The following is a 16,147-nucleotide window of genomic DNA, read 5'->3' as shown; positions in this document are numbered from 1 at the left end:
TCCTTATCCTATAGTACCTGGTGTCCAATTAATTAATCTTGATATTTTTTCATAGTGTCTTTGGTAGACATGTCATACAGTGCTATACCTTCAGTCATTGGGACTGATTGATTCCATGGCGATTTTTTTATCGCTTTTTTACCATCATCATAACCTTTTTGAATGCGTTCATGAATGGATTTCATGGAGAATTCGTAATCTTTTGAAGACAATTCCGTTTCATCGTGCTCATATAAAAATCGAATCAGTGAAATAGAGGAAGGGTGTCCCTTTTTAATACATTCCTTTATTTCAGGTTTTGATTTTTCCTCTGGAGAAATATGGTTTGATAAAATATGAATCGTGTTTCTTAAATCATAAATTTCCTTGTGAAGGTTGATTAATTTTATAAACCGACTTGAAAACTCAATGTCCTTTTTACGTTTTAATACCTCATCCATTGAGGTGGGAACCATACCAAAAGAATCAAACAAATGAATCATAAAACAAAGCAGCTGTTTTTGATTGTTATGATTGAGGATATAATTGACTGGTGAATTACTTGATATGCCACCATCCCAGTAATATTTACCATCGACTTTAACCGCCGGGAAGCCAGGAGGAAGCGCGCCGCTCGCCATAATGTGTTCAGGCCCAATTTTTTGTTTATAGGAATCAAAATAAGTCATCATGCCGCTACTTACCTCAACGGCTCCTACACTGATTCGTGTTACCTTATTGTTATTCAGGCGATCAAAATCGATAAACTTTTCCAAACTGTTATGCAGGGGAGAAGTATCATAATAACTTAATAAATCAGGACTGTTATGCCAACCGAAATCCGGAGAAGGGAAACGAGGTACAAAAAAACCGGGCTGGCCCAGGAGTAAAGCCGAATGAGCAGCAATTAAGTGTTGAACTTTTCGACTTATCTGATCATCGAGAAGGGCTGATTCATTGACGGCAGAAGGAGTAGCGATAGATTCCCAGAATTGATACATTTTTTCTATCCGCTCTTTATCAGAGTTACCTGCAGCAATGGCAGCGTTAATTGCTCCAATTGAGGTTCCCACGTACCAATGAGGGTGGTATCCCACTTCATTTAAAGCGTGCAATACTCCTGCCTGATAAGCGCCCAAAGCGCCTCCGCCTTGAAAGCTGCATGCAATGTGGGGATACTCAACCTGTGTTGCAGACTTTTTAGTTCGAGTCATGGTTGTTTACTCCATGAACCAACCATGACTTACTACCAATGATTGTCCTGTAAGCGCATTTGATTCAAAGGACGCAAAAAATAAAGCGGTTTGAGCCACATCGTCTGTGGTGGTGAACTCCCCATCAACTGTTTCCTTTAGCATCACCTTCTTAATGACGTCTTCTTCACTGATGCCTAATTCCTTTGCTTGCTCTGGAATTTGTTTATCAACGAGAGGAGTGCGGACAAATCCCGGGCATATAACATTGGCTCTGACCTTGTGAGTGCCCCCTTCTTTGGCAACTACTTTGCATAAGCCCAAAAGACCGTGTTTGGCAGTCACATAAGGTGCTTTGAGTACAGAGGCTTCTTTGGAATGCACAGAGCCCATATAAATGATACTGCCGCCATTGCCTGAGGCATACATGTATTTTAAGCAAGCTTTAGTAGTTAAAAAGGCACCATCCAAATGGATAGCGAGCATTTTTTTCCAGTCTGAAAAGGCTAATTTATCAACTGATTCGATGATTTGAATGCCAGCATTGCTGACTAAAACATCAACTCCTCCAAAGTGATTGGCTACTTTATCCACACCCTGATTGACTTGTGTTTCATCGGTTACATTCATGGCAACAGCCATTGCCTGTCCGCCTGATGATTTGATTTCCTCTGCTACATGACTTGCCTGATCAAGATTCAGATCAGCGATTGCTACCTTTGCCCCTTCTCTAGCGTAAACAAGGGCAATTTCTTTACCAATTCCGCTTGCTGCCCCTGTTACAATAGCGACTTTATTCTTCAGTTTCATATTTACTATCCTTGTCATTGTTTTCCATGACTTGATTATAGCAATGGATTTTTAATAATGCCTTATTATTTGTTAACAAAAATTTTTGATGAGTTGTTTAATTTTAGTGGCAGGATTTTTTCAAAGGAGTAATCGTTTCTTTTCCTTATCGTTTCTCCAATAGTTTTACTCAAATAAAGAATATCCTGATCTTCCCTATGTTTAGAAAAGACCAGGTTCTTATCAGAGCGCTAAAATTATTAAAAAGAATAAATTTAGTCAGCCAGTAGGATTAGTAGTAATAATAGGGGTAACCGCTGTAGTAATAATACTCACGTCTGTCTTGTTCTTGACCGATGGAGCCACCTACCAATGCACCAGCTCCTGCGCCAATCGCAGTTCCTAATGCTGATCCTCCAGAAACTCCATAGCCAATACCAGCACCTGCAGCTGCTCCAACTGCTGTTCCAACTTGAGTATTCGTGCAACCTACCATCATAGTGGTTGATATCCCTATGAAAAACAACATTGGTATAATCTTTTTCATAGTAAACTTCCTTTTGTAATTTGTTGCCTTCATATCAAGGATAGTACAAAAAAAGATAAATATGTAAAAAAATTATTCAAATGTAGGCGTGTTGTTCGAGATAAGGTTTGCTGATAGAGCGTTATGGTTGACTAAAGTGTTATTTAAAAATTTACTCGGATGTCTGTTTTCCAGTAATATAAGAATATGGATCATTAATTTTTTGAGGGTAACATGTTCAGTGGAAGTATAGTAGCCTTGGTAACCCCGATGCGAAATGACAGCGTCGATGTTCATCATCTGCGAGAGCTGGTTGAATTTCACATAGCCAAGGGAACTCATGCCTTGGTTGCGGCTGGTACAACTGGTGAGGCTGGTACTTTATCACATAGTGAAAAACTTCTGGTTATCAAAACAGTCATTGAACAGGCAAAAGAAAGAGTGCCAGTGATTGCAGGTACTGCTATGAATGCGACCAAGGATTGTATTGAACTAACTCAACAAGCCATGGAATATGGGGCGCATGCTGCATTAATTATGACGCCAGCCTATATAAAACCTACTCAAGAGGGGTTGTATCAGCACTACAGTCATATTGCTCAATCTGTGGCTATTCCAATTATTTTATATAATGTTCCAGGTAGAACAGCTTGCGATATGTTGCCTGAAACGGTAGCAAGACTGGCTAAAATCTCGAATATAATAGGAATAAAGGAAGCAACCGGACAGATGACTCGTTTGCAGCAAATTTTGCGCTTGTGTGAAGGGAGTATTGATGTTTACAGTGGCGATGATTTGACAGCTGCCCAATGGTTGTTGGCCGGGGCTAAAGGTGTTATTTCAGTCACGGCAAATGTGGCCGCTAAATTGATGGCAAAAATGTGTGATTTGGCAATGGATGATGATCAAGCAGGATGTTTGCGTGTTCAAGAACAATTAATGCCTTTACATGAACTTATGTTTGTGGAATCGAATCCAATTCCAGTGAAGTGGGCTATGAAAAAAATGGGATTGATTGGAGGGGAATTAAGATTACCTATGACGGAGTTGTCTGAAAAACATCATCAGGCTTTGGAAAAGGTATTGAAGAATTTAGAGTTGATATAACTGAGGATTTTGTTGTGAAAAAATTGAGTTTTATAGTCTTGGCAGCACTGGCACTAACAGCATGTAATTCTCGCTATGCCAGTAATGGAGAGAATTTATATTTACAGAGCCGTAATGGTGAAGCTTTGGTAGTACCGCCTCCATTGACTAGTGCCAATATTAGTAATTTTTATGATTTACCTCAACAAACTCAGGATGCGCGGGTCAGCATAGTGCCTCCTGTGGAAGATATCACAACTTCATAAGGATTCATCATGACGCCATCAGAATCAGGAGAGTTGTTAATAATACAGGAGTTGTCTCAGCGTATCGTGGAGGCGCAGCGTCAAATCAGGATTCTTGATAGCATCAAATGGGATGAATCAGTAAAGCAGGAGTTTTTTAAGTTCAAGGGAAAAAAACTCCCTTCTATTGATAAGGCTTATTATGACGGTAAGCCACTGCCATTTAAAGTAAAAGACAAGCAGGAAGAATTCCGTATCATTTTGCGTGATGCCCAGAATCAGCTAGGGCAATATTCCACCGTAACTCGCTTAATCAGGCGTCAATGCGAGGAGTATAGTCGCGCGGCCCAGATGTTATCTTTGCGGGGTACTCCTTCGTTTAGTGAAATGGCTATGGAATTGTATGGTAGCCCGGACGATGTGTTTTATGTGGGTGGACCGCGTATGTGTGAAATGGGTTCCCTGCTATTTGATGTATTAAAGAGTCTCCAGGTCCAATTGCAGTCCCAAGCTGATATCAAGCGCTACACTCCGATACAGGCTCAGGAAATTTTACAGGAGCGATTAGGAAAGTTTTTTGACAAGCATCCTGGCCGAGTGAGTGTTATGGTCAGCGATGATATGATTGCTGACGCTTCTGCTGGAGCTGACAGCATCAAATTAAGCCAGAACGCTATGTTTAGCGATAGAGATTTACGCTATTTGGAAGTTCATGAGGGCTGGGTTCATGTGGGAACGACTCTCAATGGAGCCTTGCAACCGAATTGCTTTTTCCTGTCTAAAGGTTCTCCTTCCAGCAGCGTGATTCAGGAGGGCTTGGCAGTCATTACTGAAGTCGTGACATTTTCTTCTTATCCAGGTCGGATGTTGAAAATTACAAACCGGGTGATTGCCCTGGATAAGGTGACTCAAGGAGCGGATTTTATTGATATTTATCGCTATTTCCTGGAATGCGGATTATCAGAGGAAGACAGCTATAATCAATCAGTACGTATCTTTAGAGGCAGCACACCAACAGGTGGCCCATTTACCAAGGATTTATCCTATGCCAAGGGATTTGTGTTAATTTACAATTACATACGCTTTGCTATAGGCCAAAAAAGAGTCGACACAATCCCACTATTATTTGCCGGCAAGCTGGTTTTGGATGATTTACCTTTGTTAGGGGAGTTAAAAGAGCGCGAGATTTTAACGGATCCAGTGTATCTTCCACCTCCTTTCCAGGATTTGGCTGCTTTAAGTGCATGGATGAGTTTCTCTCTGTATTTGAACCAGTTTGACTTAAATGAAATTCAAAAAAACTTTCGATTTTTGTTGGTTTAAACATTAATGCGTTTGCATTTGACCAAGAGTAAACGGATAATCGTGCCTGCAGCGGGCATAGGCTCCGCCTATTTTGGTCGGGTTTGGGTAATAGGCATAATGAGTGGCATTGTAGTTACAGCAAGGTACTGAGCTGATAAAACATCCCCGTTTGGCATTCCATACAAGGCCTGTTTCAGTCAGATCCAACGTTCGCCCATCAAAACAGACATACCTGGGTTGAGAAGCCTGACCGCCAACAATACAACCTTGGGCATACGTTAGGTTTGTTAGAATTAATCCACAAAGAATTATTTTTATTCTCATTCTATTCACCTTATTCTTGCTATACTTCTATTTATAAAGCTGGCTTAAGTTTCCATCTATTAAAACACTGTGGTATTAATATCGGCAAAATTTAAGGATAACTTAAGTTTTTTGGCTTAAAATGAACACATAATGATTCTCGAGGAGTACATCCGTATGGCCAAAAATAAAGAATTTTTTGATGCACTGAAAAAGATTGCAGAATCAGCAAAAAGTGATGAAACTCTTCGGAATGATACTATAAATGTTTTAGATGATATATTGAAAACAGATCCATCTGATCCTGAGGCTTTTAGAGAAATAATAGTGGATAACCAGGATTTTTGGGATGAGCATGATCCCGGTTTAATGGAGTTTAATGAAGGATTAATTTTTGGACCCAGTACAGAAGAATATTTAAAATCAGACGATTTCCTGGATTCGAATGACACTACAAACAGTTTTCAAAAGCTACATCAATTTGCTGCTGAGCAACGAATCAAATTTGATTTGGTGAAATCTGATGTAGATACTTTAGTTGCCATTTTGAAAAATAATCCTGATGAATGTAGGGCGTATATTGCATCCAAAAAACCTGCTTTGGGTAATTTTAGTGAAGAAAATGTTCACGGTTGGAAAAAGGATGAATATACTTCAACGAATCCTCCGGTGACAATTAATAAATCCACTGATGTTTTGCCTGATGAGGCGATTAATAGAATTAAAAAAGAAGCTGGAGAATTGTTATTAATTAAATTAATTAACGGTTCTGAAAATACTCAATTATTAAAAGATTTGCGTGATGCCAGGACTAAACCCGAGGCTGAGCGTGCTGCGAATGCCCTTGGTTTTCCTGTTGAAGGAAATGGGATATTGTTTTTGAGCAGCGATGTAATAGATGCTCTGGAAGAAAGAGTTGAAAAGTTAGAACAGGAAGCTGCCAAGAGAGGATTTGATGGTTATGTCCAATCATTATCTCATGATGCACTTTTAACCAAAAAAAGCGGGTTAGAAAGCACAACATTTTCAAACTTTAGAGACAGTTTGGATGAACCTTACAAGACGTATTTACCGGAATCGGAATGGGAGAGAGCCAAAGGGGTATTGGGAACTCGCTATCTTCAAGCGGTTTTATCATCAGGAACTCAAAATCTGAAGGATGCTCTCAACGCCAAAGAAGCCGGTGCACTAATCGCTGAATTAAAAAAACCTGCCCTTTTGGGACCCCATGACTACATTGATAAAGCGGTGACAGAAGAAAATTTAGGTTCGCTCAAAAAAAGCATGATGCAGAGCTTTATCAAAAATCTCAAGGATGAAACGAATTTAAAGGCACTGGATGCTTTAAAGGCATTGGATGGGGCTAAAAATCTGGATAAATTTAAAGAGGTACTGGGTAAGTTAGGTATTACTCCAGCAGACTGGGTAAAAGACAGCGACTTGAAGGATATGAAACAATGGGCGAGAGCGCGCCAGTTTGAACTTGAAATAAACAGGATCTCTTCTTTAGGTAGTGGGGCTCATTCGAAATTAATGAGCGCATTGACCCAGCTTCCAGTTGAAAAACAAAGAGAAATTCTGGCCAAGCCCCAGCAGTTACGCCATTTAATGAATGCTTATGAGCCTCATGTAGCAGAGCATTATCTCGGAAAAAATGCACCTGGGCTAACCGAGCTCTTGACAGAAAATAAAAGGCTGGAGGGATTTAGAGCCATTCACAATGCCGAGGTAGCCAGAGTTTTGGCTAATTTTAAACCTGAAATCACTTTAAATGACAAGCAAGTAGCTGCTATTAATCGGGCATTAAACACCGCCAATTCTAATCCCAATACCTATACTCAGGTCGCTGACTATAAGATCTTGATTGATGCGATTAAAACTCAATCTGGTTCTGTAAATGAGAAAGATTTTTATAATGCTTTTAATCTAAATGATAATGGCGGTGCTTTTACCAGTTCAACTCCTCGAAAAGATGGGATGGCTAAACAGCAAGAACATAATAAGAATTTGTACATTGAATACAATAACCCTGACAACTCAGGAAATAAAAAACTATTAGGTGTCTTATTAAGTTTGGATAAACTTGTAATTTTTGGAATAGAAGGAAAGCCATCAACACCTACAAGCTCACCTATAACAAATTATTTTTTGGAACGTCTAAAGGCCAGTAAAACCGTTGAAGAATACACCGATTTATTATTTGGCGAAAATCCGACTGATTCGGGACTTAAAAAACTTAAACAAGATTGTTTAAGGGAACTAACCCCTACTTTATTTAACGAGATAAAAAATGATCTCAGGAAGCAGGAGCTGTTAGATACCAATCCTGCTAATGTGATGACAGCAATCAAAGTTCTGAGTACTGAATTAGAGTCTATTAAAGGAATCACAGAACCAATAAGAACAAACACAGATAAATTAAAATTTATCAATGATATTGATCCGGTTCATTTATACAACCCAACCTTTCAGGGTACCGCCAGAGTGAAAGCGGCTCAAATGAAAGAAAGATACGAAGGTTTGTCCAGGGATTGTGGATTGGTTGTTGATCAATTAAGGCGTCAGGTGGTCGCTCTCGAAGGCCATTTGAAAAGTCTGCCCAAAGACAATGAATTTAAGGCCGCTGGTTTGACCCTGGAGCAAAAAGCGGAAATCAAAAAGTTGCGTACTGATTTGGAAGCGGAATTGAGTGCGGTGCGCGAGGATTTGGATTTTTATAAAAAAATACAGGGAAAGTTAGAGACTATTGTAAAAGAAGTGGATGTCGCAGCCAAAGGGAAGATGCATTACTACTATCAGTCTGAGGGTATCAAACGCCATCCTCCTGTTTCGCGCGATCAGATACCTCCATTACCCAATGTGCCCAATCCTTCCTTGAGATCATCTGGTACAACAGCCATCACTGGCTCTACTGGAAAGATACAAGAATTTCTTGTTGGTGAAAAAATACCGGAAGGACAGATCGTTGTTGTTGATGTGTCTCATAAAACGGCACCAAAATCCGGAGCTCCTGTTGAAACGATAGGACGGTATACTCAGGATAACAACGTTCCCGATCAAGTAACGAGTAAAAAAGGACAAATAAGCAAGGTTCCCGGAAGTAAATTTGAGATTTTACAATTTCCGACTCAAGTTCCGCCTCCAACCAGTCGAAGTGGTGATCCTCTGGTAGAAGCTAAAGTCAATTTTTCTATGGCGATGGCAGCTGATATTTTAGCGAGTCTGGATAGTCCTCCGACCAAGGATAAACCGATAAGATTACGTGGATCTAATCCTGAAGAGCTGGAATATTTGTACACTGCCCTGGTGATACTTGGTGAAAAAAATCCAAAATTCAAGTTTAGCCGTGACGCGATTGAGGTAAATTCTGCGGTATTCCATCCAGATAATGTAAAGGGACGGTTGTGGGGATTTAGTAGCAATTCATTATATAGTCAAGTATTTACTAACACAGGATTGACCGAGACCCAGAACATAATACAGTCTAAAATAAAACATATGCAACAAATGACTGATGAGAAATTTGGTCCTCAGAAAGAAAGAGAAAAAGTGGACTCCAAAGTACAAGAGATCACTGATAAACAAAGCAAGATGAAGAAGGAACTGAATCCGGTACATAAAACAACTGAAAGAACCATTGAACAGGAAGGACCGGCGCCTGAAACGCCAAGTACAGGAATGCGTAAGTAAATAATAATGACTCTGGTTCTCATTTTTGGTAGAACGACGTTATTTTGCCAAATGACAGGGCTAAGAAATAAATGACAATAAGGAGTGCTCAATTGAACTCTAATAAGGAATTGGCTATTGGCGTATTTGATTCAGGCATGGGGGGGCTTACGGTTTTAAGGGCTCTGCGCGATAAGTTACCTCATGAGTCTTTTGTTTATTTGGGAGATACGGCCCGATTGCCTTATGGTACGAAAAGCCCTGACACAGTCAAACAATATGCCATGCAAATGGCAAAAATTCTGGTTGAGCGTCGCATAAAAGCTTTAGTCATTGCTTGTAATACCGCAACGACGGCTGCCTTGCCTCATTTACAGAGCATGTTAACGGACATTCCAGTTCTGGGTGTGGTGGCACCTGGTGCAGCCGCTGCTGTATCTGCTACAAAAAATCATCGTATTGCTGTTCTGGCTACAGAAACAACCATTGCTTCCAGAGCCTATCATGATTTGATCATTAAGAATTTGCCTGAGGCGGTTGTCAGCAGTCGGGCTTGTAGTGTTTTGGTCGCCTTGGCAGAAGAAGGCATGGTGACTAATTCCGTTGCTCGTGAGGCATTGAAACATTATCTCGACGATTTTTCCGATGAAGATGCAGTGTTGTTGGGATGCACTCATTTTCCAGTATTTAAACCATTGTTATCCAGCTTATTACCTGAAGGTGTAGCAATTGTCGATTCTGCTCAGGCGACTGCACTTTCTCTTTATGAATTATTGCAAAATCAAAATCTACACAATGACAATTTGGTTGTGCCCCCTAAAATCAACTATTTGGTAACAGATTCTATTAATAGGTTCCAGAAGGTAGGTGAGATATTTTTAGGCGAGCAATTGAGTTTGAGTGATATTGAATTAATTGATGCTATGAGTTAAGGTTATTCTTCCTTAGCGGGACGACTCATCAAGTTGTTAACGGCCTGTTGGGCATGAACCATACCATGTAAAAGCGCATTAATTTGCTCACAAATTGGCATTTCCACCTGATTTTTATCAGCTATAGCGCAAACTTGCGCGGCATTGTGTTTCCCTTCAACTACTTGGCCAATCTGTTGTTCAGCTTCAGTAATAGGCACTTCACGACCCAAGAGTAATCCAAAGCGGCGATTGCGTGATTGATCATCGGTGCAAGTCAATACCAGGTCTCCTACGCCAGCCAAGCCTAGAAAAGTGTCTTGACGTGCCCCCATGCTTAATCCCAAACGAGTCATTTCAGCAAGTCCACGGGTGATAAGCGCTGCTTTGGCATTGGCGCCATACCCTAGGCCATCGCTGATTCCACAGGCTATTGCCAAGATATTTTTAACAGCGCCACACAATTGCACACCTATTAAATCGTCACTTAAATAGACCCGAATGTTGTCGTGATGAAATAATTCATGCATTTGTTTTTGATAGCTCATATTGTTGCTGGCCAAAGTGAGTGCTGTAGGCAGGAAACGGGCTACTTCTTTGGCAAAGGAAGGGCCTGAAATAACTGCTATGGGAAAATCAATCCCAAATCGACTCGCAACCAGTTGACTTAATAATTGATGACTTCCTGGATCAACACCCTTCGTAAGCCACGCTAACCCTTTGTTTGGTTTAGGGATTTTACTGATTAATTCCGCAAAGGCATGAGATGGAACCGCTATGATGACGTAATCTGCCATTTGAACACATTGAATTAAATCATCAGACAGGATTAAATTCTCCGGAAAAGGTATATCAGGAAGATAAGCTGGATTTGAATGCTGTTTAGCCATGCGGGCAACGTGCTGTGGATTATGGCTCCACAACAGCGTTTTATGCCCTATTTTAGCTAAATGAATTGCGACAGCAGTGCCCCAGGAGCCGGCACCTAACATGGCAATGGTTTTTTTATTCATCTTAGTGAGAAACGGTCTCGTCTTTAGCCCCGGCTGCTTTTTGTTTTTCTTCCAGCTGCTGCATATACAAAGCATCAAAATTAATCGGTGCAAGTACTAATTGGGGGAAGCTGCCACGAATGACTTGAGAAGTAATGGCTTCTCGTGCATAGGGGAACAGGATGCTGGGGCAGAAACTATGAAGCAAGTGATCCAACTGACTTGCTGCGGCACCCTGGATAGTAAAGATGCCTGCTTGTTTTACTTCAACCAAAAACGCAGTGGTTTTTTGATTCATCACAGTGGTTGTAACAGTTAAAACCACTTCATAAACGTTTTTATCCAGTTGAGTCGTTGTTGTATTGAGATCCAGTTTGAGTTCTGGTTCCCATTGTTGTTGAAAAACAGCCGGAGTATTTGGTGTTTCATAGGATAAATCTTTGATATAGATTCGTTGAATCATGAATTGAGCTTCATCATTTTGCTGATTAGTATTCAGTTGTTCAGTCATGTTTTATTCCTATTTTTTTAAAAGTTCATTTAATGTTCCCTGGGCTTCCAGGGCATATAAATCATCGCAGCCACCTATTGCCTGGCCATTAATGAATATTTGAGGCACTGTACGTCGACCACTTTTTTGTATCATTTCTTCACGTAATTCAGGCTGTAAATCGACGCGGATTTCGCTGTAGATAACTTTCTTTTTATCTAACAATTCTTTCGCTTTGATACAATAAGGACAATAAGCCGTAGTGTAGAGTATGACTTCATTCATCTGTTCATTTACCCTTGACTAAAGGAAGATCAGCGTTTTGCCAAGCTTGAATTCCTCCACTCAGCACTAGGGGTTGGTAGCCTTGATTGCGGATTTTCATTGCAAGGGTTGGAGATTGTAAGCCTCGGGCACAGACCAGAATAATGGGTTTATCTTTGTACTTGCTCATTTTTTGTTGATCAAAATCATCGGGGTTTACGTTCATTGAATTAATGATATGGCCATTTTTGAATGATTCCTTGTCGCGTATGTCGATTACGATGGCATTTTCATTGTTCATTAAATCCACTAAGGATTGCGGTGAAACCTCCTTGGCTTTCTTTCTTTGAGAGAGTATTTCATTAATGAAAATTAAAAATATAACCACAACAAAGGCAAGCCAGAGTTGCCAATGATTCATGATGAACTGACCTAATTTTTCCATAGCTGTACTCAAGATATTTTTTAATTTGACGAATTATCCTAAGATTACTGCTTTAACGCAAGTAAAGTGTTACTAGTAATTGCCTTATTCATCCTTTTCTCTATTTCTTTTTAATAAGACGTACACAGCTCCCAAGCCTCCATCCTTTGGAAGAGCACTATGGAATGCCAGGACTTGACTAAATTGCGGCAGCCAGCGATTGATTAGATTTTTTATTACCGGAGGAGCGCCTTGATGGCCTCCTTTGCCATGAATAATGAGTAAGCAGCGTTTATTATTGAGAGATTGAGTCTGGATAAAATCATAAAGAGCTTGACGAGCTGTTTCAGTTTTTAATCCGTGTAAATCTAGTTTCGCTTCCCACGGAATTTGTCCATTTTTTAGCGCTCGGAATCGCTGATTGGGTATACTGGAATTTGAAAAAGACAAAACAGTATCAGACTCCACAGCGTCACGAATGAAATCGGATAAAAAATATTCTTCTTTGGGTACGGAGTGACTCTTGGAAGTTGTGGTTTTTTTTTCATGGGTGTGCAAAGTCGAGGTTTTCTCTCGCTTTGTTTTTTCGTTTAATGGTTTTACAGAACGCATATGATGACGAAACAGGGCTTTATCCTCATCAGTCAGGAAATCATCAGTCATTTTTTAACAGGAATCAAAAGAGTATATTTAATTATAACTTAATTTGGAGTAATTCTTTAGGTGAGAATCGAGCTATGCAAAGGCACTCTTTTGATCACATCCCTTGAATTAAAGAATGCACGACATATGTTTTAATTTAGTGTACAATTTGTACTTTTTCTATGGTTATGGTTGATAAGCTCGTGAGCAGTTATTTTATCAAGGAAACAGAAGAACTCGTTACTATTCTGGATTTTTTACGATTTAGTTTGTCCTGTGCTGAAAACGCACAATTATTTTATGGTCACGGTACGGATAATGCATGGGATGACATGAGATCCCTGATTTTGAGAAGTTTGTCTTTACCCTACGATGTTGATCCTTTTTTGTTAAATGCACGTTTAACAACCAGTGAACGTAAACATCTTTGTAATCAACTGGATAAACGAATTAATCAACGGGTCCCCGTACCTTATTTAATCAAGGAGGCCTATTTTTGCGATTTGCCTTTTTATGTTGACGAACGAGTGCTTATTCCCAGGTCACCAATAGGAGAGTTAATCAGTAATCAATTTTCCCCCTGGATAGAAGCAGAACAAGTACATCATGTTTTGGATTTGTGTACCGGGAGTGGTTGTATAGCGATTGCCTGTTGTTATGCATTCCCTGAGGCTCAGGTTGATGCCGTGGATATTTCTAATGAAGCGTTGGCTGTAGCTACCATGAATTGTGAACGACATGATGTAGGCGATCAATTGACACTGATTGAATCGGATTGTTTTACAGCACTGTCAGGGAAACAATACGATTTGATCGTGAGCAATCCTCCTTACGTGGGTAAGGAAGAGATGCAGACCCTGCCGGATGAATATCGCCATGAACCGGTTTTGGCATTGGAAACAGGAAATAATGGTTTAGCTATTATTGAAAAAATTTTAAAGAATGCCCATGCTTATTTAAGTGAACATGGAGTTTTGGTCGTGGAAGTAGGTAATAGTGAACAAGCTTTATGCGAAGCCTATCCTTTGGTTCCTTTTACCTGGCTGGAAATGAGTAACGGCGGGCAAGGGGTGTTTTTATTAACAAAACAGCAATTAGAAGAATTTTTTTAATAAGCGAGTAAGGCATGTCAGGGAATACCTTTGGAACGTTATTTACTGTAACAACCTTTGGTGAAAGCCATGGTCCCGCTATCGGATGTGTAGTCGATGGTTGTCCTCCCGGAATGCTTTTAAATGAAGCAGATATCCAACCTTTTCTAGACAAACGCAAACCGGGCCAGTCCAAATACACCACCCAGAGGCGAGAGGACGATAAGGTACAAATTCTATCTGGTGTATTTGAGGAGAAAACAACAGGAGCTCCCATTGCATTAGTGATACAGAATACTGATCAGCGTTCCCGTGATTATGAAGACATTAAAAACTTGTTCCGACCAGGGCATGCTGATTTTACCTACCATCATAAATATGGGCACAGAGATTATAGGGGAGGAGGGCGATCTTCCGCTCGTGAGACAGCCGCACGAGTTGCTGCCGGTGCCATTGCCAGATTGTATCTAAAGCGTTATTTAAACCTGGATATTGTTGGCTATTTGCAACAAATGGGCGATTTGAAGTTGCAGTTTGAAAATGAAAATGAAATCGATAAAAATCCTTTTTTTTGCCCTAATAATAAGCAAGTTCACGAGCTGGCTGATTATATAGATCGCTTGAGACGCCAGGGCGATTCCGTTGGTGCCCGAGTGAAGATACTGGCACGGGGAGTGCCAATAGGGTTGGGAGATCCGGTATTTGATAAACTGGATGCGACTCTCGCTTATGCCATGATGTCGATTAATGCTGTTAAAGGTGTTGAAATAGGAGCTGGTTTTAATGCAGTGGAGCAGCTGGGAAGTAGCCATAGGGATCAAATGACTTCGAAGGGATTTTTGAGTAATCACGCAGGTGGCATTTTAGGAGGCATAGCGACTGGACAACCCATCGAAGTGAGTATCGCTCTAAAACCCACTTCAAGCATTACGACTCCAGGACAGACGCTTAATACTGAAGGTGAAGAGGTCACTGTAGTAACCAAGGGACGGCACGATCCTTGTGTGGGAATAAGAGCTGTACCAATTGCAGAGGCAATGATGGCTTTGGTGTTAATGGATCATTATTTACGACATAAAGCACAGTGTAAATAATAAATTAGAATGTTTAAAAATTTATCCGTGTCGTAGTCAGTACTTTGCTTCGTAAATAGGGGATATACTTGACTAACGCATTGTTAACTGATGGTAAGATGAGGTCATAATGAGCAGACATTTGAATGTAGCTATTGTAGGGGCAACAGGCGCTGTTGGAGAAACCTTTTTAACCGTTTTGGAAGAAAGAAATTTTCCAATTGAATCCCTTTATCCATTAGCGAGTTCTCGCTCAGTAGGCAAGACAGTGACTTTTCGAGATCAGGAATTGGATGTTTTGGATTTGGCAGAATTTGATTTTAGCCAAGTGGATCTCGCTTTATTCTCTGCTGGTGGCGCTGTTTCAAAAGAGTATGCGCCAAAAGCTGTGGCTGCAGGGTGTGTGGTGGTTGATAATACCTCCTGTTTTCGTTATGAAGATGATATTCCTCTTGTTGTCCCTGAAGTTAATCCTCATCGAATCGCTGATTATACTAAAAGAGGTATTATTGCTAACCCTAATTGCTCCACTATTCAGATGGTAGTTGCTCTAAAGCCAATCTATGATGCTGTTGGTATCAGTCGTATCAATGTAGCGACTTACCAGTCTGTTTCCGGGACTGGCAAAAAAGCTATCAGCGAGCTGGTTGCTCAGGTAGGCGATCTTTTAAATGGCAGGCCAGCCAATGTTCAAGTTTATCCTCAGCAAATTGCTTTTAATGCGCTTCCTCATATTGATCAATTTGAAGACAATGGGTATACCCGAGAAGAGATGAAGATGGTCTGGGAAACTCGCAAGATTATGGAAGATGACAGCATTATGGTTAACCCTACAGCCGTCAGAGTTCCTGTTATTTATGGGCATTCTGAAGCGGTTCATCTGGAGTTAAAAAAGCCTTTGACGGCTGACGATGCCCGCGCGCTTTTAGCAAAAGCACCTGGCGTTACCGTAGTGGATAATCTTTCTAAAGCAAGTTATCCCACAGCAATTAAGAATGCAGTCGGGCATGATGATGTTTTTGTAGGGCGCATAAGACAGGATATTTCTCATCCTTGTGGACTAAATTTGTGGATAGTCGCAGATAACATCCGAAAAGGTGCGGCAACTAACGCGGTACAGATTGCTGAAATACTGCAAAGAGAGTTTCTGTGAAGCCTCCGTTGA

17 protein-coding genes are annotated in these 16,147 nt (G+C 40.5%); 8 read left to right on the top strand and 9 right to left on the bottom strand.

Annotation, left to right across the window (positions count from 1 at the left end):
* Positions 1-32: 32 nt before the first annotated feature.
* From EL201_RS11630 to EL201_RS11615, 3 genes are all read right to left on the bottom strand, one after another.
* Positions 33-1,193 carry a patatin-like phospholipase family protein gene (locus EL201_RS11630; RefSeq protein WP_027222412.1) on the bottom strand — a complete coding sequence of 387 codons (1,161 nt, stop codon included), beginning with the start codon at positions 1,191-1,193 and terminating at the stop codon, positions 33-35.
* A gap of 6 nt (positions 1,194-1,199) precedes the next feature.
* Positions 1,200-1,982, bottom strand: a complete 783-nt coding sequence (locus EL201_RS11625; RefSeq protein WP_027222411.1) for a 3-hydroxybutyrate dehydrogenase — start codon at positions 1,980-1,982, stop codon at positions 1,200-1,202.
* 271 nt (positions 1,983-2,253) lie between these two features.
* Entirely contained in the window at positions 2,254-2,508 is a 255-nt protein-coding gene (locus tag EL201_RS11615) for a YMGG-like glycine zipper-containing protein (RefSeq protein WP_027222410.1), read from the bottom strand.
* Positions 2,509-2,721: 213 nt separating this feature from the next.
* On the opposite strand from EL201_RS11615, the gene dapA reads away from it, so the two are divergent.
* Genes dapA through EL201_RS11600 form a run of 3 tightly spaced genes read left to right on the top strand, consistent with a single transcriptional unit; the run spans position 2,722 to position 5,141 of the window.
* A complete protein-coding gene (dapA, locus tag EL201_RS11610) occupies positions 2,722-3,594 on the top strand; it encodes a 4-hydroxy-tetrahydrodipicolinate synthase (RefSeq protein ID WP_027222409.1) in 873 nt (290 codons plus the stop codon).
* 14 nt (positions 3,595-3,608) lie between these two features.
* On the top strand, positions 3,609-3,839 hold the full coding sequence (locus EL201_RS11605) for a hypothetical protein (protein ID WP_027222408.1): 231 nt from the start codon (positions 3,609-3,611) through the stop codon (positions 3,837-3,839).
* Between the two features lie 9 nt (positions 3,840-3,848).
* Positions 3,849-5,141, top strand: coding sequence for a flavohemoglobin expression-modulating QEGLA motif protein (locus EL201_RS11600; RefSeq protein ID WP_027222407.1), 1,293 nt, complete (start codon positions 3,849-3,851; stop codon positions 5,139-5,141).
* Positions 5,142-5,144: 3 nt separating this feature from the next.
* Here the strand turns inward: EL201_RS11600 and EL201_RS11595 are convergent, their stop codons facing one another.
* A complete protein-coding gene (locus EL201_RS11595; protein WP_027222406.1) occupies positions 5,145-5,447 on the bottom strand; it encodes a hypothetical protein in 303 nt (100 codons plus the stop codon).
* A 132-nt stretch (positions 5,448-5,579) separates the two neighbouring features.
* On the opposite strand from EL201_RS11595, the gene EL201_RS11590 reads away from it, so the two are divergent.
* A complete protein-coding gene (locus EL201_RS11590) occupies positions 5,580-9,116 on the top strand; it encodes an interaptin (protein ID WP_080273093.1) in 3,537 nt (1,178 codons plus the stop codon).
* A 71-nt stretch (positions 9,117-9,187) separates the two neighbouring features.
* On the top strand, positions 9,188-10,027 hold the full coding sequence (gene murI / locus EL201_RS11585; protein WP_080273092.1) for a glutamate racemase: 840 nt from the start codon (positions 9,188-9,190) through the stop codon (positions 10,025-10,027).
* A 2-nt stretch (positions 10,028-10,029) separates the two neighbouring features.
* Here the strand turns inward: murI and EL201_RS11580 are convergent, their stop codons facing one another.
* The 5 genes from EL201_RS11580 to EL201_RS11560 form a co-directional block, all read right to left on the bottom strand.
* Positions 10,030-11,019 carry an NAD(P)H-dependent glycerol-3-phosphate dehydrogenase gene (locus EL201_RS11580; RefSeq protein WP_027222403.1) on the bottom strand — a complete coding sequence of 330 codons (990 nt, stop codon included), beginning with the start codon at positions 11,017-11,019 and terminating at the stop codon, positions 10,030-10,032.
* Between the two features lies 1 nt (position 11,020).
* Positions 11,021-11,509 carry a protein-export chaperone SecB gene (secB, locus tag EL201_RS11575; protein WP_027222402.1) on the bottom strand — a complete coding sequence of 163 codons (489 nt, stop codon included), beginning with the start codon at positions 11,507-11,509 and terminating at the stop codon, positions 11,021-11,023.
* Between the two features lie 9 nt (positions 11,510-11,518).
* Positions 11,519-11,773: a glutaredoxin 3 gene (gene grxC / locus EL201_RS11570; protein ID WP_027222401.1), complete on the bottom strand. Its 255-nt coding sequence runs from the start codon at positions 11,771-11,773 to the stop codon at positions 11,519-11,521.
* Between the two features lie 4 nt (positions 11,774-11,777).
* Positions 11,778-12,197, bottom strand: coding sequence for a rhodanese-like domain-containing protein (locus tag EL201_RS11565; protein ID WP_027222400.1), 420 nt, complete (start codon positions 12,195-12,197; stop codon positions 11,778-11,780).
* 84 nt (positions 12,198-12,281) lie between these two features.
* Positions 12,282-12,839, bottom strand: a complete 558-nt coding sequence (locus tag EL201_RS11560) for a Smr/MutS family protein (RefSeq protein ID WP_027222399.1) — start codon at positions 12,837-12,839, stop codon at positions 12,282-12,284.
* Between the two features lie 161 nt (positions 12,840-13,000).
* On the opposite strand from EL201_RS11560, the gene prmB reads away from it, so the two are divergent.
* The 3 genes from prmB to EL201_RS11545 all read left to right on the top strand — a co-directional run bounded on the left by prmB (position 13,001) and on the right by EL201_RS11545 (position 16,135).
* Complete coding sequence (gene prmB, locus EL201_RS11555) at positions 13,001-13,930, top strand: 50S ribosomal protein L3 N(5)-glutamine methyltransferase (protein WP_027222398.1); 930 nt, start codon at positions 13,001-13,003, stop codon at positions 13,928-13,930.
* Positions 13,931-13,944: 14 nt separating this feature from the next.
* Positions 13,945-15,003 (top strand): chorismate synthase, encoded by a 1,059-nt coding sequence (gene aroC, locus EL201_RS11550; RefSeq protein ID WP_027222397.1) that lies wholly within the window; start codon positions 13,945-13,947, stop codon positions 15,001-15,003.
* Positions 15,004-15,112: 109 nt separating this feature from the next.
* Positions 15,113-16,135 carry an aspartate-semialdehyde dehydrogenase gene (locus EL201_RS11545; RefSeq protein ID WP_027222396.1) on the top strand — a complete coding sequence of 341 codons (1,023 nt, stop codon included), beginning with the start codon at positions 15,113-15,115 and terminating at the stop codon, positions 16,133-16,135.
* Positions 16,136-16,147 lie beyond the last annotated feature (12 nt).

Origin of the sequence: Legionella pneumophila subsp. pascullei (genome assembly GCF_900637585.1) — a bacterium.
Classification (GTDB): Bacteria; Pseudomonadota; Gammaproteobacteria; order Legionellales; family Legionellaceae; genus Legionella; species Legionella pascullei.
The sequence above is the reverse complement of the archived record's forward strand: the minus strand, read 5'-3'. Positions and strand labels throughout refer to the sequence as shown.

Coding starts and splice junctions, on each gene's coding strand:
- secB (WP_027222402.1), bottom strand. CDS start 11,509: ATGACTGAACAACTGAATACTAATCAGCAAAATGATGAAGCTCAATTC.
- grxC (WP_027222401.1), bottom strand. CDS start 11,773: ATGAATGAAGTCATACTCTACACTACGGCTTATTGTCCTTATTGTATC.
- EL201_RS11565 (WP_027222400.1), bottom strand. CDS start 12,197: ATGGAAAAATTAGGTCAGTTCATCATGAATCATTGGCAACTCTGGCTT.
- aroC (WP_027222397.1), top strand. CDS start 13,945: ATGTCAGGGAATACCTTTGGAACGTTATTTACTGTAACAACCTTTGGT.
- prmB (WP_027222398.1), top strand. CDS start 13,001: ATGGTTATGGTTGATAAGCTCGTGAGCAGTTATTTTATCAAGGAAACA.
- murI (WP_080273092.1), top strand. CDS start 9,188: ATGACAATAAGGAGTGCTCAATTGAACTCTAATAAGGAATTGGCTATT.
- dapA (WP_027222409.1), top strand. CDS start 2,722: ATGTTCAGTGGAAGTATAGTAGCCTTGGTAACCCCGATGCGAAATGAC.
- EL201_RS11590 (WP_080273093.1), top strand. CDS start 5,580: ATGATTCTCGAGGAGTACATCCGTATGGCCAAAAATAAAGAATTTTTT.
- EL201_RS11630 (WP_027222412.1), bottom strand. CDS start 1,193: ATGACTCGAACTAAAAAGTCTGCAACACAGGTTGAGTATCCCCACATT.
- EL201_RS11545 (WP_027222396.1), top strand. CDS start 15,113: ATGAGCAGACATTTGAATGTAGCTATTGTAGGGGCAACAGGCGCTGTT.
- EL201_RS11560 (WP_027222399.1), bottom strand. CDS start 12,839: ATGACTGATGATTTCCTGACTGATGAGGATAAAGCCCTGTTTCGTCAT.
- EL201_RS11615 (WP_027222410.1), bottom strand. CDS start 2,508: ATGAAAAAGATTATACCAATGTTGTTTTTCATAGGGATATCAACCACT.
- EL201_RS11580 (WP_027222403.1), bottom strand. CDS start 11,019: ATGAATAAAAAAACCATTGCCATGTTAGGTGCCGGCTCCTGGGGCACT.
- EL201_RS11625 (WP_027222411.1), bottom strand. CDS start 1,982: ATGAAACTGAAGAATAAAGTCGCTATTGTAACAGGGGCAGCAAGCGGA.
- EL201_RS11600 (WP_027222407.1), top strand. CDS start 3,849: ATGACGCCATCAGAATCAGGAGAGTTGTTAATAATACAGGAGTTGTCT.
- EL201_RS11595 (WP_027222406.1), bottom strand. CDS start 5,447: ATGAGAATAAAAATAATTCTTTGTGGATTAATTCTAACAAACCTAACG.